Consider the following 18,214-nt stretch of genomic DNA (forward strand, 5'->3'; position numbering starts at 1 on the left):
GGTACGCGAGAAGCCAGGCTGCGAGGTGGGGCCGGGGCAGGCCAGGCCGCGGGGTGGGGCATGCGGGGTAACCAGGCCGCGAGGTGGGGGCCTGCGGGGAGTCTGGGCCCGAGGTGTGGGTACGCGAGGAGACCAAGCCGCGCGGCGAGGGTACGCGGGGAAGCCAGGCCGCGAGGTAGGGGCATGCGGGGAGACCGGCCCGCGAGGTAGGGCACGCGGAAAAACCAAGCCGCGACGTAGGCCACGCCGAAAAACCAGCCCGCCAGCTACGCCACGCCTCGAAACCACCCCCTACGGCCGCCCCTACGGCCGCGCGCTGGCCCGTTGTTCCCCCCGTTCCTCCTCGAAGAGCGTCGCCGTGCGTGTGGCCGTGGTCTTTGCCCAGTGGCCCGTTGTCAGGGCGCCGAGCAGTAGGACGGCCGCGGCGCAGCCGGTGATGATCCACCAGGCCGGGCGGCCGGCCGCGAGGAACTCGTCCGCGGTGGCTGCGGCATGCGCCCCGCTCGCCAGTACGGCGCCGATCACCGCGACCCCGAGCGACTGCCCGACCTGCCGGCTGGTGGAGGCCACGGCGGCGGCCACCCCGGCCTGGGCGCGCGGCATACCGGACACCGCGGTGTTGGTGATCGGCGCGTTGACCAGGCCGAATCCGATGCCGAAGAGGACATAGCCGGTGAACATCAGCCCCTCGGCCGACTGCGCGTCGAAGGCCGCGAAGAGCAGCCCGCTCGCCCCCATCGCCGCACCGGCGAGCAGCAGCGGCAGCCGGGGCCCGCGGCTGCCCACCAGCCGCCCCGACACCGGCGCGAAGAACAGCGTCATCCCGGCCATCGGCAGCATGTAGAGCCCGGCGTCCAGGGCCGACAGCCCGCGGATGTTCTGCAGGTACAAGGTGTTGATGAAGAGAAAGCCGGCGAGCGCGGCGAAGGCGCAGACGGCCACGACCGTGGCGCCGCTGAACGGGGCACTGTGGAAGAACCGCAGGTCGATGAGGGGTTCGGCACGACGCCGCTCGTAGCCGATCAGCGCCGCCAGCGAGACCACCGCCACCAGCACGAACCCCACGATCTCCGCGGACACCCAGCCGGCGCCCGGCGCCTCGATGATCGCGTACGTCAGCGAGCCGAGCAGCGTGATCACCAGCAGCTGGCCGACCGGGTCGACCCGGCGCGGCCTGGGGGCGCGCGATTCGGGGACGTAGCGCAGGGTGAGGAAGAGCGCGAGCGCCGCAATGGGGACGTTCATCCAGAAGATCGAGCGCCAGCCGACGCTCTGCACCAGCAGTCCGCCGACCACCGGCCCGGCCGCCATGCTGATGCCGACCACCCCGCCCCACGCCCCGATGGCGCGGGCCCGCTCCCGGGGGTCGGTGAAGGTGTTGGTGATGATCGACATCGCGACGGGGTTGAGCATCGAGCCGCCGATCGCCTGCACCATCCGGAAGACCACCAGCCAGTCCAGGCCCGGCGCCAGGCTGCACAGCAGCGAGCCGATCGCGAAGACCACCAGCCCGGCCAGGAACACCCGTCGCCGGCCGAGCCGATCGGCGGTCGAACCGGCCAGCATCAGAAGCGAGGCCAGCACCAGCGTGTAGGCGTCGATCGTCCACTGCATCCCGGAGACCGAGGCGCCCAGCTCGCGCTGCATGGAGGGCAGGGCGACGTTGAGGACGGTGTTGTCGAGGCTGACGATCAGCAGGCTCATACAGCAGATCGCCAGTACGAGGAGTCGACGCCGGCGGCTGAGGTCAGGCATGGTTGAACGCTACAACGATTCGGGCCGGCACAGGCTCCGGCAGGGCCACTCGCGCGGTGCGGGACAATGGGAGGTCGCAGCGGCCGGCACCCGTACGGCCGCGGCCCGTCCGCCCCGCCAACGGAAGCCGAAGAAAGCCGAAGGTACCCCCGCCATGACTCTGCTGCAGATCGGCCCGCACGCGGTGCAGCCGCCCGTGGTCCTCGCGCCGATGGCCGGGATCACCAACGCCCCGTTCCGGACGCTGTGCCGGGAGTTCTCCGGCGGCAAGGGCCTGTTCGTCAGCGAGATGATCACGACGCGGGCGCTGGTCGAGCGCAACGAGAAGACCATGCAGCTGATCCACTTCGACGAGACCGAGCAGCCGCGCTCGATCCAGCTGTACGGCGTCGACCCGGACACCGTCGGCAAGGCCGCCCGCATGATCGCCGAGGAGGACCTCGCCGATCACATCGACCTCAACTTCGGCTGCCCGGTCCCGAAGGTCACCCGTAAGGGCGGCGGCTCGGCGCTGCCGTACAAGCGCAACCTGCTGCGTTCCATTCTGCGCGAGGCGGTGGCGAACGCGGGCGCGCTCCCGGTGACCATGAAGATGCGCAAGGGCATCGACGACGACCACATCACCTACCTGGACGCGGGGCGGATCGCGGCCGAGGAGGGCGTCACGGCGATCGCCCTGCACGGGCGGACCGCCTCCCAGCACTACGGCGGCACCGCCGACTGGGACGCCATCGCGCGCCTCAAGGAGCATGTCCCCGAGATCCCGGTGCTCGGCAACGGCGACATCTGGTCGGCCGACGACGCCCGGCGGATGATGCGGGAGACCGGCTGCGACGGCGTGGTCGTGGGGCGCGGCTGCCTGGGCCGGCCGTGGCTGTTCGGCGACCTGGTGGCCGCCTTCGAAGGCACGGGCACCTATGCCCAGCCGACGCTCAAGGAGGTCGCGACCGTGATGCTGCGGCACGCCACCCTGCTCGGCGAGTGGCTCGGTGACGAGGCGCGCGGTGTGATCGACTTCCGTAAGCATGTCGCCTGGTACACCAAGGGCTTCTCGATCGGCTCCGAGATGCGCCGCTCTCTCGCGGTCACCTCCTCGCTCGACGAGCTGGACGCGCTGCTCCAGGAGCTGGACCTCGATCAGCCGTGGCCGGCGGGCGCGGACGGCCCGCGCGGCCGCACATCGGGCCGTAACCGCGTCGTCCTGCCGGACGGCTGGCTGGACGACCCCTACGACTGCACCGGCGTCGACGCGGACGCCGAGCTGGACACGTCGGGCGGCTGACACCGATCCGGCCTCCCCCGGCCTCCCCCTGGCCTCCCCCGTATGGCGGAGCCGGACGCCGGTGTCTCCACCCTGGCGATGAGGCGCCCAACTGCTCTGCGCTGCACCCTTGTTGAGGTCCAACACGAACCGGGCCCGGCGGGAGCGAGGACGAGGAGACCCCGACGCCGCGACGGCGCGCGGTGCGACGTGCCGCCTGTGATCGGGCAGCCGCCCGGTCTGACATCGAGCGGCCACCCGTTGCGCCGACGCCTGGGCGTGTCGGTCCACGGAAGCGGGCCGAACCGCCGGCACCGCGATACCGTTTGAGTCCGTACGGGGTGCGGGTGCGGCGGCTCGTACGGCCGTGTGCGGGACCCGGCGGGCCACCGGCAGACCCCGGACGGGCCTCGCGGAACGGGCTCCGAGGACGAGGCTGAGGAGAGGCTGTGGTGAGTGCAGAGGGTTTCATCGGGGACGCCGAGAAGGCGGTCCGGGCCAAGCTCGGTGACGCCCCCGTCCGCTACGAGCAGATGGCCGCGGTGGCGAGCATCTACCGTGCCGCGGCCGCCGTCCGCCAGCACTTCGAGAACTCCGTGCTGCGCGGCGCCGAGCTGACCTGGACCTCGTTCGTCGTGCTGTGGGTGGTGTGGATCCGGGGCGAGCGGGAGACCCGCCGGGTCGCCGAGGAGGCAGGCATCTCCAAGGGCACGCTCACCGGCGTCGCCCGCACCCTGCAGGGCCGTGGCCTGCTGGAGCGCAAGGCGCACCCGGACGACGGCCGGCTCGCCCTGCTCGCCCTCACGCCCGAGGGCGAGCGGCTGATGGCCCGGCTCTTCCCCGAGTTCAACGCCGAAGAGGCCTTCGTCACCGAGGGGTTGAGCGACGACGAGGCGCTGGACCTGGCCGATCTACTCCGCCGCATCGTGGCGCAGGTCGAGACCCGCGGCGCGGAGCGGCGACTGGAGCTGCTGGACGGTCATGACCCGCGGCCGCGGCGGAGCGGACGGCGGGCTAAGCGGGTCGGGGCTCTCCCGATCCACCCGGCCTAGGCTCTCCCGATCCACCCGGCCTAGGGCCCGATTCACCCGGCCTAGGGCCCGACCCGTCGGCCAGGCCCGAGCCCGTCCCCACTAGCCCCGCCGTCGGACAGGCCCGAGCCCTGCCCCACCAGCCCCGCCGCGCCGATGTCCCGGTAGCGGTCGAGCAGTTCACCGATCACCCGGACGGCATTCTCGTCGGCGGGGGTGTAGACCCACATCTTGGCGTCGGCGACGGCGGTCGTCGTGAATCCGGTGGCGGTGATCGTGACGGTGCGGCCGTCGACGGTCCGGAATTCCTTGCGGTGGGTGGCCGGTGCCGAGATTTCATGACGGGCCCACAATTCCGCGAAGAGCGGGCTGGCCGCGGAGAGTTTCCGGATGTACGCGCGCCAGCGCGGATCGTTCAGCCGCCGACCGAATTCGGCCCGCAACTGCCCGACCATGAAGGAGACTTCACGCTCCCAGTCGACCAGCGGCTGACTCTCCTCGTCCGCGGTGAAAAGCCGCCACAGCACATTGCGGTCCGACGGCGGAAGCAGCACCATCCGCGGGTCGAGCGCCGCGTACGCGTCATTGAAAGCCAGTACGTCATATCCGGCGGAGACCACACCTGCGGGCAAGGGGCTCAGCGAATCCAGAATGGTCTGCATGGTCTGCGCCTCGGGCGGTAGCGGCTGCCGGGCCGGGGGGCAGCCGGCGGCGCCGGGCACGTCGGCGAGCCGGTGCAGATGGGCGCGCTCCGCCGGGTCGAGCAGCAGCGCACGGGCGATGGCGTCGAGCACCTGCACGCTCGGGTTGATCGCCCGACCCTGCTCCAGCCAGGTGTACCAGGCCACGCCGACGCCGGCGCGGTGGGCGACCTCCTCGCGGCGCAGCCCCGGGGTGCGCCGCCGCGGCCCGCCGGGCAGGCCCACGTCCCCGGGCGCGATGCGCTCCCGGCGGAGCCGCAGAAACGCGGCGAGTTCACCGCGCCGGGCGGCCGCGGCGGTTGCGGAACGGGTGGTTGTCGCTGACACCGCACCATCATGCGGGAAGCCGTCACGCCGTGCCAGATACCGCCGGTACCAGGATCACTGGATCTCTGGTACCCGAATACGAGGTTCGTGATCATCGCTGTTGTGAACGATCCGACCACCCATACCGCGGATATCCTCGCGGATTCCCCACATGTCCCCGCGGATTCCTCGCATGTCCCCGTATCTTCCCGGGGTGTTCCCGTAACCGACCCTGCTGCTTCCGTAATTGCCCCTGATATCGGTGAAACCGGCCCGCATACGCATACCTCCGCGCAGGGCCCGGAATTCCGCGCGATACGGCAGGCGCCGGCCACCCGCCCCCGCCGGAGGGGAAACCGGCCGCACCCCAACGGGATTCTCCTCGTCATCCTCGGCGCGGTATTCATGGCGTTGCTGGACGCGACCGTCGTCAATGTCGCGGCCCCGACCATGCGCACCGATCTCCATACCACCGGCTCCGCACTCCAGTTGATCGTCTCCGGCTATACGATCTCCTATGCCGCGCTGTTGATCACCGGTGCCCGGCTCGGCGCCCGGCACGGGTTCCGCACCGTCTTTCTGGCCGGCCTCGCCCTCTTCACCCTGGCCTCGTTCGGCTGCGGGCTGGCGCCGGGAGCCGGGGTGCTGATCGGCGCCCGTGTGGTGCAGGGGCTCGGTGCGGGGCTGATGGTTCCGCAGATCTACAGCCTGATTCAGCTGACGTTCGAAGGGCGCGCCAGGGCACGGGCGTTGAGCCTGTACGCGACGGTGATCGCGGTCGCCGTGGTGGTCGGCCAGGTCGCCGGCGGACTGCTGGTCAGCGCGGACCTGTTCGGCACCGGCTGGCGCCCGGTCTTCCTGATCAATGTGCCGGTCGGGCTGGCGCTGCTGGCCACGGCGGTACGGCTGCTGCCCCGTCAGACGTCCCGGTCGCCCAAGGGACTGGACCTGCCCGGTCTGGTCACCCTGACCGCCACGCTGCTGCTGCTGGTCGTACCGCTGGTCCTGGGGCATGAGCAGCACTGGCCGCGGTGGACGGCGGTCTGCCTGATCGCGGCGGCCCCGGCGTTCGCGCTGTTCGCAGGCGTCGAGCGGGCGGTCGCCCGGCGTGGCGGCGCGCCGCTGGTGCCCGGGCGGGTGCTGAGGTCGCGGGACCTGGTGTGTGGTGCGGGCGCGTTGTTCTTCAGCATGGCCGGTTACGCCGGGTTCCTCTTCTCCTTCTCCCAGCATCTGCAGTCGGGGCTCGGCGAGTCCGCGGTCCGCGCCGGTCTGACCTTCGCGCCGCTGGCGCTCGGCGTGGCCGCCGGCAGCCTCACCTGGCAGCGGCTGCCCGCCCGCTGGCATCTGCGCATGATCGCCGCCGCCTGCGTCCTCGCCGCGGCCGGCTACCTCGGCATCGGCCTCGCCCTGCGCGCCGGCGGCCAGGGCGGTCCCGTCCTTCTGGTGCTCCAGCTCGTCTGGGGTCTCGGTCTGGGCTACACCACCAGCCCGCTGCTGACCCTCGCCCTGTCCACCATCGCCCCAGCCGATGCCGCCGACGCCAGCGGGGTGCTCACCACCGTGCCGCAGATCGCCCAGGTGGTCGGTGTCGCGGCGTACGGCAGCATCTTCCTGTCCCTCGCCGACGCCCCCGCGGCCGCCCGCACCCCCGCCGCGTCCGCCGAAGCCCTGTACGCCACCGGGCTGCCCGTCGCGGCCGGCGCCCTGCTCGGCGCGCTGGCGCTGGTCCCGCTGCTCCGGTCCCGGGCCCGTGCGCGCACCGGGACATCCCTCGCGGCGAAGACCCGTGCCGGGGGCGACGAAGGGTGAGCTCACATGAGCCGTCCACTGCCGTCCACTGCCGTCCACTGCCGTCCACCGCCGGCCCCGCAGGCGAGTGGCCGGCCGGCCGGGCGGGGCGGTGACTCGACGAGATGCTCGTGGACTCGACGAGATGCTCGTGGTGCCGGCCGAGCGGTATACGAACCCCGGACGTCGAGTCGGTCTTCCCGCCGGCCGGGAACTATGGCCTGAACGCGGCTGCGGGCCTGGTTCGACCAGGGCCGGGGCGCGATCACGGCCCGGCTCGGCGCTGGCTCGGCGCCGGCCCGGACCGGCGGGTGGCCGAATTGCGCGCAGATCTGCCTGCCGGTCGTACGCGCGCGGGCGCGCTTTCTGGTCGACGCGCTCCTTGATCACGTAGCGGGAAGCGGGTCCAAATGATGGGACCCCAGCACACATGAGCGCGTGATTCTCGCCACCCCTGATAGGCAGCGCGCTCAGATGAGCGATGTGCGCCGGGCTCCACCTCTCCAATGGTGGCACCCGGTGCCACGCCGCATGTGTTCGATAGATCAACTTCTTGATTGCTCTGTGTAGTGAAAGTGCGTCACCCGATTGCGCAGCGGAGTGATGCATTCAGGTAATGAAGGGTCTGCCAAATGCATGATCACTTTCGATCTGCTGGCGGACGCCTGGTTACACGCGTATGTCGACCAAGTGGACGTACCCATACGCCTTCGATCTGGGTATGTTCCTCGCCGTCAGGGCAGCCCGTCGGCGAGGAGTCAGTGCCGTGCCGGAAACACAAGATCCCCACGTAACCCAGCCTTCTTCCGCGAAGTTCGTCTACGACTTCACCGAGGGCAACAAGGACCTCAAGGACCTCCTAGGTGGCAAGGGCGCGAACCTCGCCGAGATGACCAACCTGGGGCTTCCGGTCCCTCCGGGCTTCACGATCACCACCGAGGCCTGCAAGGTCTACCTGGAGAGCGGCACCGAGCCCGCGGCACTGCGTGCCGAGGTCTCCGAGCACCTCGACGCCCTTGAGCAGAAGATGGGCAAGAAGCTCGGCCAGGCCGACGACCCGCTGCTCGTATCGGTGCGTTCCGGGGCGAAGTTCTCCATGCCCGGCATGATGGACACCGTCCTCAACATCGGCCTCTCCGATGCGTCGGTTTCCGGCCTCGCCGCGCAGGCCGGCGACGAGCGGTTCGCGTGGGACTCCTACCGCCGCCTCATCCAGATGTTCGGCAAGACCGTGCTGGGCGTCGACGGCGAGCTCTTCGAGGACGCCCTTGAAGAGGCCAAGCAGGCCAAGGGCGTCCGCGTCGACGTCGACCTGGACGCCGAGGACCTCCAGGGCCTGGTCGCGCACTTCAAGGACATCGTCGCCAAGGAGACCGGCCGCGACTTCCCGCAGGACCCGCGCGAGCAGATGGACCTCGCCGTCCGCGCGGTCTTCGACTCGTGGAACACCGACCGCGCCAAGCTCTACCGCCGCCAGGAGCGCATCCCCGGCGACCTCGGCACGGCCGTCAACGTCTGCTCCATGGTCTTCGGCAACCTCGGCCCCGACTCCGGCACCGGCGTCGCCTTCACCCGCGACCCCGCCAGCGGCCACCAGGGCGTCTACGGCGACTACCTGCAGAACGCGCAGGGCGAGGACGTCGTCGCCGGTATCCGCAACACGGTCCCGCTCGCGGACCTGGAGCAGATCGACAAGGCGTCGTACGACCAGCTGATGCAGATCATGGAGACGCTCGAAACGCACTACAAGGACCTGTGCGACATCGAGTTCACCATCGAGCGCGGCAAGCTGTGGATGCTGCAGACCCGGGTCGGCAAGCGCACCGCCGGTGCCGCCTTCCGGATCGCCACCCAGCTCGTCGACCAGGGCCTGATCGACGAGGCCGAGGCCCTCCAGCGGGTCAGCGGCGCGCAGCTCGCCCAGCTGATGTTCCCCCGCTTCGACCTCGGCGCGAAGTCCGAGATGATCGGCCGCGGTATCGCCGCCTCTCCGGGCGCGGCGGTCGGCAAGGCGGTCTTCGACTCGTACACCGCCGTCAAGTGGTCGCGCTCCGGCGAGAAGGTCATCCTGATCCGCCGCGAGACCAACCCCGACGACCTCAACGGCATGATCGCCGCCGAGGGCATCCTCACCTCGCGCGGCGGCAAGACCTCGCACGCCGCCGTCGTCGCCCGCGGCATGGGCAAGACCTGTGTCTGCGGCGCCGAGGAGCTGGAGGTCGACACCAAGTCCCGCCGGATGACGACCAGCGACGGCACCGTCATCGAGGAGGGCGACGTCGTCTCCATCGACGGCTCCACCGGCAAGGTCTACGCCGGCGAGGTGCCGGTCGTGCCGTCCCCGGTCGTGGAGTACTTCGAGGGCCGGATGCACGCCGGCGCCGACGACGCGGACGAGCTGGTCAAGGCCGTCCACCGGATCATGGCGTACGCGGACCGGGTCCGCCGGCTGCGCGTCCGGGCCAACGCCGACAACGCCGAGGACGCCGCCCGCGCCCGCCGGTTCGGCGCCCAGGGCATCGGCCTGTGCCGCACCGAGCACATGTTCCTCGGTGAGCGCCGCGAGATGGTCGAGCACCTGATCCTGGCCGACACCGACGCCGACCGGGAGGCCGCGCTCGCCGAGCTGCTGCCGCTGCAGAAGGCCGACTTCATCGAGCTGTTCGAGTCGATGGACGGCCTGCCGGTGACCGTACGGCTGCTGGACCCGCCGCTGCACGAGTTCCTGCCTGACATCACCGAGCTGTCCGTACGGGTCGCGCTCGCCGAGGCCCGCAAGGACGCCAACGAGAACGACCTGCGGCTGCTGCAGGCCGTGCACAAGCTGCACGAGCAGAACCCGATGCTGGGTCTGCGCGGCGTACGCCTCGGCCTGGTCATCCCCGGCCTGTTCGCGATGCAGGTACGGGCCATCGCCGAGGCGGCCGCCGAGCGCAAGAACGCCAAGGGCGACCCGCGCGCCGAGATCATGATCCCGCTCGTCGGCACCGTCCAGGAGCTGGAGATCGTCCGCGAGGAGGCCGAGCAGGTCATCGCCGAGGTCGAGAAGACCCACGGCGTCAGCCTCAAGCTCACCCTCGGCACGATGATCGAGCTGCCCCGCGCCGCCCTCACGGCCGGTCAGATCGCCGAGTCCGCCGACTTCTTCTCCTTCGGTACGAACGACCTCACGCAGACGGTCTGGGGCTTCTCCCGCGACGACGTCGAGGCCAGCTTCTTCACCGCGTACCTGGAGAAGGGCATCTTCGGCGTCAGCCCGTTCGAGACCATCGACAAGGACGGCGTGGGCTCGCTGGTCCGCAACGCCGCAGCGGCCGGCCGGGCCACCCGCCCGGACCTCAAGCTCGGTGTGTGCGGCGAGCACGGCGGCGACCCGGAGTCCGTCCACTTCTTCCACGAGGTGGGCCTGGACTACGTCTCCTGCTCCCCGTTCCGCATCCCGGTCGCACGGCTGGAGGCGGGCCGCGCGGCGGCCGAGTCGAAGGGCAGCGACAGCCGCTGAACCACCCCTCCGGGTCCCCGCGGGCGCCGAGCGCGCCGTGCGGACCCGGAGGAAGACCACCGGAGCTGCGGCCGGGCACACCGACCCTCATCCGCCCACTCGCCGGCTCCGGAACCCAACGAGGGCGGCACCTTGTGCGGAGGTGCCGCCCTCGGTTCGTGTTCGTCGGTTCGTGCTTCGTCGTGGATCAGCAGATGCGCCCGGCGTGGTGCGCGCCCCGGACGTTGGAGGCCGAGCCCGGGCACGACGTGCCGGGGCCTACGCAGCGGGGCGGTGTTCGGGGTACGGAGAACGTCTGCTTCCGGGCCGCTGCGGGTCCACCGAGGGGACTACTGCGCGCGGGCCCCGGACGGGGTTCCGGGGCGGGGGCGGCACCTGTGCGGAGGTGCCGCCCTCGCTTTCTCCGGACTCCCCCCTCGGGAGCTGCCGCCATCCCGGTCGGCGCGGGAAGGCGGCCTTCAGCGGGGCTGCCGAGCGGCCGGTTGTTTGCCCATCACCCCCCACGGGATCGAGCAATCCGGGCCGGTCGCGCCGCCGTTGAATTGAGTACAGCATTCCTGTCGGCTGCCTGGTGGCGCGACCCTTTTCAAGTCTGGCCAAAAGGGCATGGTGACCGCGCGTGTCGGCGTGCATACTCAGGCGTGCCGGGGGCCGACTGAGGAAACAGGGGTGGGGGTTCGGTGTTACGCGTCCATTTCAGTGGACTCGATCTGGCCCGTGTGCGCATTGCGGCACGCCCGGACGCACTGTGGGAGACCGTCTTAAGCTTTCATCGACTGCGCGACAGGCGCGACGATTCGGCGTTCGGCAAATGGCGATCGGAAACGCGTGGAAGGTTGAATGGCGAAGCGCGTCTGCTGGCGCCCCTGGTGCCCACGCGCGGCTATTTTCCCGATTTCCTGACGCCCGCCGAAGGGCTCCTCGGGATGGGCGACGCACTCGCCGCGCTGCGCGAGACGCCGGCCGCCCGGCTGCACGACGAGCTCGGCCGGCTCTCGACCGCGACCCGCCCGCTGCCCTCGTGGATACGGGCGATGGCCGACGGCGAGACCCGCGCCCTGGGCCGTCTCGCCGGCATCCTGCAGCGCTACTACGAGGCGGCCGTCGCCCCGTACTGGGCGCGCGTCCAGGGCCGCATAGAGGCCGACCGCGCCACCCGCGGCCGGGCCCTCCTCGACGGCGGCGCGGACCGTCTGCTGGCCTCACTGCCGCCGATGATGCGCTGGCGCCCACCGGTGCTGGAGGCCGACTACCCGGTGGACCGCGAGCTCCATCTGAACGGCCGGGGCCTGCTCCTGCTGCCGTCGTACTTCTGCCGGCGCACCCCGGTCACCTTCCACAACCCGGATCTGACGCCGGTCCTGGTCTATCCCGTGGAGCACCAGGTGCCCCGCCTCACGCCGAACGTGGCGCAGGAACGTTCCCTCGGGCGGCTCGTCGGCCAGACCCGTTCCGCGATCCTCCAGGGCATCGGCGTCGGCTGCACCACCAGCGAACTCGCCCGCCGCGCCGATGTCTCGCTGGCCTCCGCCAGCCAGCACGCGACCGTACTGCGCGACGCCGGCCTGCTGACCACGCTGCGGCAGGGCAACGCGGTGCTGCACACCCTCACCCCGCTGGGCGCGGCCCTGCTGCGTGGGGCGCGACCGGCGGAGGGGGCGGGAGCGGCCTAGGAGCGGCCGGCGTGAGCGGAGGTCCGGGGTGTACGGGTGGCCGGCGCGGCGGGTGCCGGGGCCGCCGGCCGGTCGTGCCCCGGACCAGAGCACCACCGAGCGCTCGACGGGCGGGAACTCCCCCTGGAATAGGGCCAGTTGATCCGGAGAGCGGAAGCGCGCGGAGCCCGGGAGATAGTCGTGTACCGCGCGGGCCCCATCGATCCGCGCCCTGATTTCCGAAGGCAAATTGTCGTATGCCGTGGCCATATCGGCCCGCAGCGTGTCTCCGCCCGCGGGTGGGACCTCGCGCAGCGGCAACACCGCCCCGAGCGCCGGCCGTTCCCGGAAGGTGGCATCGGCATGCCATACGTTCTCGAACGCGGCAACCCCGCCGACCGCCTTGCCGAACCGCGCCACGCGCTTCGAATCACCCTGGGCGAGGAGCGGATTGGTCGCCAACTCTCCCCAATTGAGGGCGAATTCGCGCTGCGCGGCGGAGCTGAGATGTTGCCCGTGGAAGAACGACAGAACAACACCTTCCACTTCAGCCTCGTACGGCCGGTGCTCCCAGCCGTCGGGCGTACGACGCAGGATACGCGGCCCCTTCGTACGGCCCGTCGGCGGGGATCCGGCGGGGATCCCGTGGGGATCCGGTGGGGGTGCATGGGCGGCAGCGGGGAGTCGGTCGAATCGGTGCGGGGCGGCGAATCGGTGCGGGGCGGCGAACTGGTGCGGGGCGGCGAATCGGTGCGTCAGTCATCGATCCCGCTGCGCTCCACCCCCGCCACGATGTACCGCTGGAGCAGCAGGAAGACGAGGACCAGGGGGACGATCGACACGGCCGCCGCCACGAACAGTTCGTGCAGATTGAGGTTCTGCGCGGTGGTGAACGTGGACAGCGCCACCTGCACCGTCCAGGCCTCCTGGTCCTGCCCGATCACCAGCGGCCACAGGAACGCGTTCCAGGCCCCGATGAAGACGATCGTGCCGACGGCGGCGAACACCGGCCGGGTGTTGGGGACGACGATGCGCCAGTACGTCCGCCAGTAGCCGAGCCCGTCGACCCGCGCCGCATCCTCCAGTTCCTTGGGAAAGCCCAGAAAGTACTGCCGGAAGACGAAGCAGGCGAAGGCGCTGAACAGCGTCGGGATCACCAGCCCCCGCAGCGTCGAGATCCATCCCAGCGACGACACCAGCACAAAGCTCGGCACGAACGTCACGGCCGCCGGCACCATCAGCGTCCCCAGGATCGCGTAGAAGACGACAGAGGAGTGCCGGTACGGAATCCGGGCCAGGCCGTACCCCGCGAGCGAGGCCAGCAGGACCGTGCCGATCGTCGTCGACACCGCGATCAGCGTGGAGTTGAGCAGCGCCCGCCCCAAGGGGAGGGCCGGGTCCCGGAAGACCTCGGTCAGATTCGACCACTGCAGATCGTGCGGGAAGAACGTCCAGTCCGGTGCGGTGATGTCCCGCTCGGTCGCCAGCCCGTTGCGCACCAGCAGATAGAACGGCACCAGAAACAGCAGTGCCAGCGAGATCAGCAGCACCACCCGCAGCGCCCGCCCCACCCGCGTCAGCCCCTCGTCCATCCCGATCAGTCCTCTCCCTTGCGGCCGAGGCCGAACCAGCGGGCCTGCACGACCGTCGCCAGCGCGATGATCAGCGCCAGGATCACCGCACCCGCACTCCCCAGCCCGAGGTTCTGATCCCGGCCCAGCGCCGTGTAGTAGAGGTAGACCAGCGGCGGCCGGGCGTACGGCGGATAGCCGCGCGCATCGCTCAGCAGGTTGTAGAACTCGTCGAAGGCCTGGAACGCATTGATCACCAGCAGCAGCACCACCGCCACGGATGTGGCGCGCAGCTGCGGAAAGGTGATGTGCCGGAACGTCTGCCAGCCGGGCCGCGCCCCGTCCACCGCGGCCGCCTCGTACAGCTGCGGCGAGATCCGCTGCAGCCCCGCCAGGAACAGGATCATGTAGAACCCGGCCTGCAGCCACAGCCGTACGGTCACGATGACCAGCCAGTACCAGGGCGGGTCGGTGGTCGACAGCCAGGCCGTCTGGTCCGCGCCGAACCACCCCAGGACGGTGTTGGCCAGCCCGAACCGCACCCCGTTGAAGATCGACAGCTTCCAGATCACCGCCGCGACGACATAGGAGCAGGCGGTCGGCAGGAAGAACACCGACCGGAAGAACGCCTGGGCCACCCGCAGCCGGTTGACCATCAGCGCCAGTGCGAGCGAGAGCGCGTAGGTGGCGGGCACGATGAAGACGGTGAACAGCAGGAACGTCCCCAGGCTGCCGAGGAACGCCGGATCGCTCAGCATCGCGCCGTAGTTGCCCAGCCCGACGAAGTCCGAGCCGGCCGGACTGACCGTGTTGTGCGCGTCGAAGAAGCTGAGGTAGACGCTCCACACCAGCGGGACGTAGGTGAACAGCGCCAGCCCGGCCGCGAACGGCCCGACGAACACCCAGAACCACAGACTCCGCCGCTGCGGCCCGAGCAGCCGCTCGCCCCACGCCGGCGCTGCCCCTCCGGTCACCTCCGTCATTTCTTCTTGACCCGCTGAAGCTCGGCGTTGACCTTCCGCACCACGCTCTTCAGCTCGCTCTCCGGGTTGGCGCCGTCCTTGATGATCCGGCTCAGCGCGTCCTGATAGGCCGTACGGTCCGCCGACGTCCACAGCAACGGCTCGGCGTATCCGTACTCCGTCGCGTACCGCACCGCGTCCGCGGCCGCCCCCTCCCGCAGCTCCTCGGCCTTCTTCGCCAACGAGATCCGGGCCGGGATGTGGAACCCGTACGACAGCGCGAAGTCCCGCTGGAAGTCGGTCCGTTCCACCCACAGCCACTTGGCGAAGGCCTTGGCCTCCGCCTTGCGCCCGCTGCGCGCACTGACCGCGGAACCGTACGCCCCCACAGGGACGGACGGCTTGCCCCCGCTCCCGTCCTTCGGGAACGGCAGCACCCCGAAGTCGTCCCCCAGCGCCTTCTTGATCTGCGGCAGCGCCCACAGCCCCGACCACTGCATCGCGGTCAGCCCCTGGATGAACGCGGCCGGATCGGACCAGTCCGTAGGCGCACCCAGCAGCAGCGACTTGTCCGCGTACAGCTGCCGTATCTTCGCCAGCACCCGGGCCGCGGCCGGATCGTCGAACCCGACCTTCCCGTCCTCGCTGATCAGACTCATCCCGGCGGCGAACAGCGGGGTCCCGCCGAGCACCCCCGCCCCGCCGTCGTTCCCCAGGAACAACCCCTTGGTCCTGCCGTCCTTACTGCTGAGCTTCTTCGCCGCGTCCACCAGCTCGTCGAGCGTCCGCGGCGGCTCCACACCGGCATCCTTCAGCGCGCTCCTGCGGTAGTAGAGCAGCTGCATGTCGATGACCTGGGGGATGCCCCAGATCTTGTCCTGCCAGATCTTCGGAGCGAGCACGGCCTGGTGGAAATCGTCCTTCACGGGCTCGACCTCGGCGGTCAGATCGACCACCTGCCCGCCCTGGATCTGATCCAGCAACGGCCCGTTGACCTCGAACACATCGGGACCCGAGTCGGTCAGCAGGGCGGCCGCGGTCTGCCGGTCATAGTCCCCCGGCCGCCACTGCACCGACACCTTCGCCTTCTTGTACGCCGCGGCATACCGCTTCACGGCCTGCTCGGTCCCCGGCTCCCCGTACTGGTGGTACCACTGACTGATCCCCGACCCCGAACCACCGCTCCCACGGCCCGTGTTGGACCCGCAGGCCGTCGCCCATGCCGCGGTCAGGGCCACCCCGCCGCCGGCCGCCAGCACCCGCCGCCTGTCGATCCCCGCCATGGCGCATCGCCCCCTGCCGCTCGTCACTGCCGCCTGCTGCTGTCTACCGGTTGCGGCCCGACTGCCTGTCTTCCTGCCTACCTGGCTGCCTGCCTGCCGCTGATCGTCGATCACCGCACGGTGCGGACCGCCAGGCCACTCTGCCGTACGGCCATGAAGCCCGCATTGCCTCTCGTTGCATCACTACGAACCAGCTCCACGCGCGATCTATGCCCATCCGCGCCCGCGAACCACGCATGCCGCGCGAACCACTCATGCCGCGCTCGCCGAGCCTGCAGCGCTCACCGTGCATGCAGCGCTCACCGTGCATGTGCCTGCGCCGCTCGCCCCGACCCCGGCAATCCGATCGCGTCAGCAGATCCCTCCTGTCACCCTGCTCCCATGACCCACATGTCGACACCAGCCCCTGCTTCGGCCCCCGCCCCTGCCCCCGCCGCTGCCGACGCCCCTGCCCCTGCAGAACTGCTGCTCATCGGAGGCCGGGCCGGCGTGGGCAAAACGACGGTCGGCTGGGAGGTCTCGGCCCTGCTGCGGACCGCCTCCGTCCCCCACGCCGTCATCGAAGGCGACTTCATGGGCCAGGTACACCCCGCCCCGGAAGGCGACCCGCACCGCTCCCAGATCACCGAACGCAACCTAACGGCGATCTGGTCCCACTACGCCCAACTCGGCTACCGGCGCCTGATCTACACGAACACCGTGAGCGTCCTGCCCGAGAACACGACGATGTTCCAGCGCGCCATAGGGGAGGACACACGCATCGTGCGGGTCCTCCTCACCGCCTCCGACGCCAGCACCGCCGACCGCCTGACCGCCCGCGAACTCGGCTCAGAACTGGAACACGAGCTGAAGAGCAGCGCTTACAAGGCCCGGCTCCTGGACGAGCGGGCCTCCGCGGACACGATACGAGTGGCCACCGACGGCCGGACCGTCCCGGACATCGCCGCCGACGTACTGGCGGCCACCGGGTGGGTCGGCAGCATCCCCGTCCCGCTACGCGGCACCTCGGTCCTCCTCCGTCCGACGACGGACGCCGACACCTCCGTCCTCGACCGGATCGTCCGCGAACCGGCGGTCGCGGCCTGGTGGTCGGAGCCGGACGACTACGACGACATGCTCGCCATCGTCCTCGACGGCGAGGTCATCGGGGCGATCCAGTACGACGAGGAGACCGACCCCGAATACCGCCACGCAAGCATCGACATCTTCCTCACGGCCGACATGCACGGCCGGGGCCTCGGCACGGACGCCGTACGCACACTGGCCCGCTGGCTGATCCACGAGCGCGGCCATCACCGACTGACCATCGACCCGGCCGCCGCCAACACCGCCGCGATCCGCAGCTACCGCAAGGTCGGTTTCAAGCCAGTCGGGACCATGCGCGCTTACGGGCGCGACTACCGGAGGGGCGGCTGGGCGGACGCGCTGCTGATGGATCTGCTCGCGGATGAGCTGATCTGAGCTGATCTGAGAGCGTCAAGTGCTGGGGTGGTGGCGCTTGCGGTAGAGGGCGATCGCCGACTTCGGGGGGAAGTTGGGAACGAAGGTCAGGGCCCCGTCGACTTTGGAGATGATGAGGTGACTGCCGCCGAACGACCGGGGCTCGGTGGGCGGAAACGTGGCGTAGACGAGATAGCCGATATCGAACTCTTCGACGTGTACGGACGCCGGGGTGCCATCGTGACAGCGCGGCTTGAAGCTGGTGCCGGCAATCTCCAGCGCTTCCTCGACGGTTGCCGGCCCCTGGTTCTCGGCTCGCGGCGGATCGATCTCCGGCACGTCTTTCTCCTTCGGCAACGAGGAGGGCTGGCGAAGAGGGGGCTAGCAACGAGGAGGGCTAGCAACGAGGAGGGCTGGCGACGAGGAAGCCTAGCTACGGGGAGGGGCTGGCCAGCCGCCAGCCCCCCCCGCACCACCGCTGTCTCGCAGAGTCGTGGTTCCCGTTATGAGTCTGCCTGGCGCTGCTTGCGGTAGAGGGCGATGGCCGATTCGGTGGGCAGGTTGGGGACGGTGACCGTTTCGCCGGTGTCCTTGGCCACGATGATCTTCGCGCCGCCGGGTGGGGTGGGCTGAGGCTGGCCGGATGAGTCCGTGGTGCGGGGGAAGGTGGCGTACACGAGGTAGCCGATGTCGAATTCTTCGACGTGCATGGGCGCCGGGGAACCGTCCGTCAGCTTGGGCTGGGCGTAGCGGCTGCGGACGATGGCAAGGGCTTCTTCGGGAGTCGAAGGGCTGATGGGGCTTTCCTGGGACATGGAGTTGCCGCTCTCATTGTCTGACGGTGGCGAGTGAAGCCGTTCGCGACTCGCGACTCGCGACTTTCTGGCTTCCTGTGGTCCGGGGTGCTCACATCATGAATGCCATAGCATATTGCCTTTGTCGGCCGCAGATGCTCGCAGTCG

13 protein-coding genes and 2 pseudogenes are annotated in these 18,214 nt (G+C 70.3%); 7 read left to right on the forward strand and 8 right to left on the reverse strand.

Features of this window, described 5'->3' with window-relative positions; translation table 11 throughout:
- Positions 1-303: 303 nt before the first annotated feature.
- Positions 304-1,755, reverse strand: a complete 1,452-nt coding sequence (locus ACWD6P_RS01130) for an MFS transporter (RefSeq protein WP_451441864.1) — start codon at positions 1,753-1,755, stop codon at positions 304-306.
- A gap of 154 nt (positions 1,756-1,909) precedes the next feature.
- Between ACWD6P_RS01130 and dusB the strand changes: the two genes are divergently transcribed.
- Together dusB and ACWD6P_RS01140 are read left to right on the forward strand one after the other, a co-directional pair.
- Positions 1,910-3,037: a tRNA dihydrouridine synthase DusB gene (dusB, locus tag ACWD6P_RS01135; protein WP_451441865.1), complete on the forward strand. Its 1,128-nt coding sequence runs from the start codon at positions 1,910-1,912 to the stop codon at positions 3,035-3,037.
- A gap of 431 nt (positions 3,038-3,468) precedes the next feature.
- Entirely contained in the window at positions 3,469-4,068 is a 600-nt protein-coding gene (locus tag ACWD6P_RS01140; RefSeq protein WP_451441866.1) for a MarR family winged helix-turn-helix transcriptional regulator, read from the forward strand.
- A gap of 41 nt (positions 4,069-4,109) precedes the next feature.
- Here ACWD6P_RS01140 and ACWD6P_RS01145 read toward each other — a convergent pair whose 3' ends face one another.
- The gene (locus ACWD6P_RS01145; protein WP_451441867.1) at positions 4,110-5,075 is read right to left on the reverse strand and encodes a helix-turn-helix transcriptional regulator; all 966 of its coding nucleotides are present in this window, start codon (positions 5,073-5,075) and stop codon (positions 4,110-4,112) included.
- A gap of 366 nt (positions 5,076-5,441) precedes the next feature.
- Here ACWD6P_RS01145 and ACWD6P_RS01150 point away from each other — a divergent pair, with 366 nt between their 5' ends.
- From ACWD6P_RS01150 to ACWD6P_RS01160, 3 genes are all read left to right on the forward strand, one after another.
- On the forward strand, positions 5,442-6,863 hold the full coding sequence (locus ACWD6P_RS01150; protein WP_451441974.1) for an MFS transporter: 1,422 nt from the start codon (positions 5,442-5,444) through the stop codon (positions 6,861-6,863).
- A gap of 700 nt (positions 6,864-7,563) precedes the next feature.
- Entirely contained in the window at positions 7,564-10,344 is a 2,781-nt protein-coding gene (ppdK, locus tag ACWD6P_RS01155) for a pyruvate, phosphate dikinase (RefSeq protein WP_451441975.1), read from the forward strand.
- Between the two features lie 836 nt (positions 10,345-11,180).
- A complete protein-coding gene (locus ACWD6P_RS01160) occupies positions 11,181-12,017 on the forward strand; it encodes an ArsR/SmtB family transcription factor (RefSeq protein WP_451441868.1) in 837 nt (278 codons plus the stop codon).
- A 90-nt stretch (positions 12,018-12,107) separates the two neighbouring features.
- On the opposite strand, the pseudogene ACWD6P_RS01165 reads toward ACWD6P_RS01160, so the two are convergent.
- From ACWD6P_RS01165 to ACWD6P_RS01180, 4 genes and pseudogenes are all read right to left on the reverse strand, one after another.
- Positions 12,108-12,690, reverse strand: a pseudogene (locus tag ACWD6P_RS01165) (TauD/TfdA dioxygenase family protein); the annotation flags it as partial.
- 61 nt (positions 12,691-12,751) lie between these two features.
- On the reverse strand, positions 12,752-13,588 hold the full coding sequence (locus ACWD6P_RS01170) for a carbohydrate ABC transporter permease (RefSeq protein ID WP_451441869.1): 837 nt from the start codon (positions 13,586-13,588) through the stop codon (positions 12,752-12,754).
- Between the two features lie 5 nt (positions 13,589-13,593).
- Positions 13,594-14,550: a carbohydrate ABC transporter permease gene (locus ACWD6P_RS01175; RefSeq protein ID WP_451441870.1), complete on the reverse strand. Its 957-nt coding sequence runs from the start codon at positions 14,548-14,550 to the stop codon at positions 13,594-13,596.
- On the reverse strand, positions 14,547-15,812 hold the full coding sequence (locus tag ACWD6P_RS01180; protein WP_451441871.1) for an ABC transporter substrate-binding protein: 1,266 nt from the start codon (positions 15,810-15,812) through the stop codon (positions 14,547-14,549). The genes ACWD6P_RS01175 and ACWD6P_RS01180 overlap by 4 nt, the downstream gene beginning before the upstream one ends.
- Positions 15,813-16,274: 462 nt before the next feature.
- Here ACWD6P_RS01180 and ACWD6P_RS01185 point away from each other — a divergent pair.
- Together ACWD6P_RS01185 and aac(6') are read left to right on the forward strand one after the other, a co-directional pair.
- Positions 16,275-16,787 (forward strand): annotated as a pseudogene (locus tag ACWD6P_RS01185) (hypothetical protein); the annotation flags it as partial.
- A gap of 6 nt (positions 16,788-16,793) precedes the next feature.
- Positions 16,794-17,273 (forward strand): aminoglycoside 6'-N-acetyltransferase, encoded by a 480-nt coding sequence (gene aac(6') / locus ACWD6P_RS01190; RefSeq protein WP_451441976.1) that lies wholly within the window; start codon positions 16,794-16,796, stop codon positions 17,271-17,273.
- Positions 17,274-17,288: 15 nt separating this feature from the next.
- Here aac(6') and ACWD6P_RS01195 read toward each other — a convergent pair whose 3' ends face one another.
- Both ACWD6P_RS01195 and ACWD6P_RS01200 read right to left on the reverse strand, forming a co-directional pair.
- Positions 17,289-17,591: a hypothetical protein gene (locus ACWD6P_RS01195; protein WP_451441872.1), complete on the reverse strand. Its 303-nt coding sequence runs from the start codon at positions 17,589-17,591 to the stop codon at positions 17,289-17,291.
- 164 nt (positions 17,592-17,755) lie between these two features.
- The gene (locus ACWD6P_RS01200) at positions 17,756-18,067 is read right to left on the reverse strand and encodes a hypothetical protein (RefSeq protein WP_451441873.1); all 312 of its coding nucleotides are present in this window, start codon (positions 18,065-18,067) and stop codon (positions 17,756-17,758) included.
- Positions 18,068-18,214 lie beyond the last annotated feature (147 nt).

Source organism: Streptomyces sp. NPDC002446 (assembly GCF_053595675.1).

Coding starts and splice junctions, on each gene's coding strand:
- ACWD6P_RS01175 (WP_451441870.1), bottom strand. CDS start 14,550: ATGACGGAGGTGACCGGAGGGGCAGCGCCGGCGTGGGGCGAGCGGCTG.
- ACWD6P_RS01170 (WP_451441869.1), bottom strand. CDS start 13,588: ATGGACGAGGGGCTGACGCGGGTGGGGCGGGCGCTGCGGGTGGTGCTG.
- ACWD6P_RS01180 (WP_451441871.1), bottom strand. CDS start 15,812: ATGGCGGGGATCGACAGGCGGCGGGTGCTGGCGGCCGGCGGCGGGGTG.
- dusB (WP_451441865.1), top strand. CDS start 1,910: ATGACTCTGCTGCAGATCGGCCCGCACGCGGTGCAGCCGCCCGTGGTC.
- ACWD6P_RS01200 (WP_451441873.1), bottom strand. CDS start 18,067: ATGTCCCAGGAAAGCCCCATCAGCCCTTCGACTCCCGAAGAAGCCCTT.
- ppdK (WP_451441975.1), top strand. CDS start 7,564: ATGTTCCTCGCCGTCAGGGCAGCCCGTCGGCGAGGAGTCAGTGCCGTG.
- ACWD6P_RS01130 (WP_451441864.1), bottom strand. CDS start 1,755: ATGCCTGACCTCAGCCGCCGGCGTCGACTCCTCGTACTGGCGATCTGC.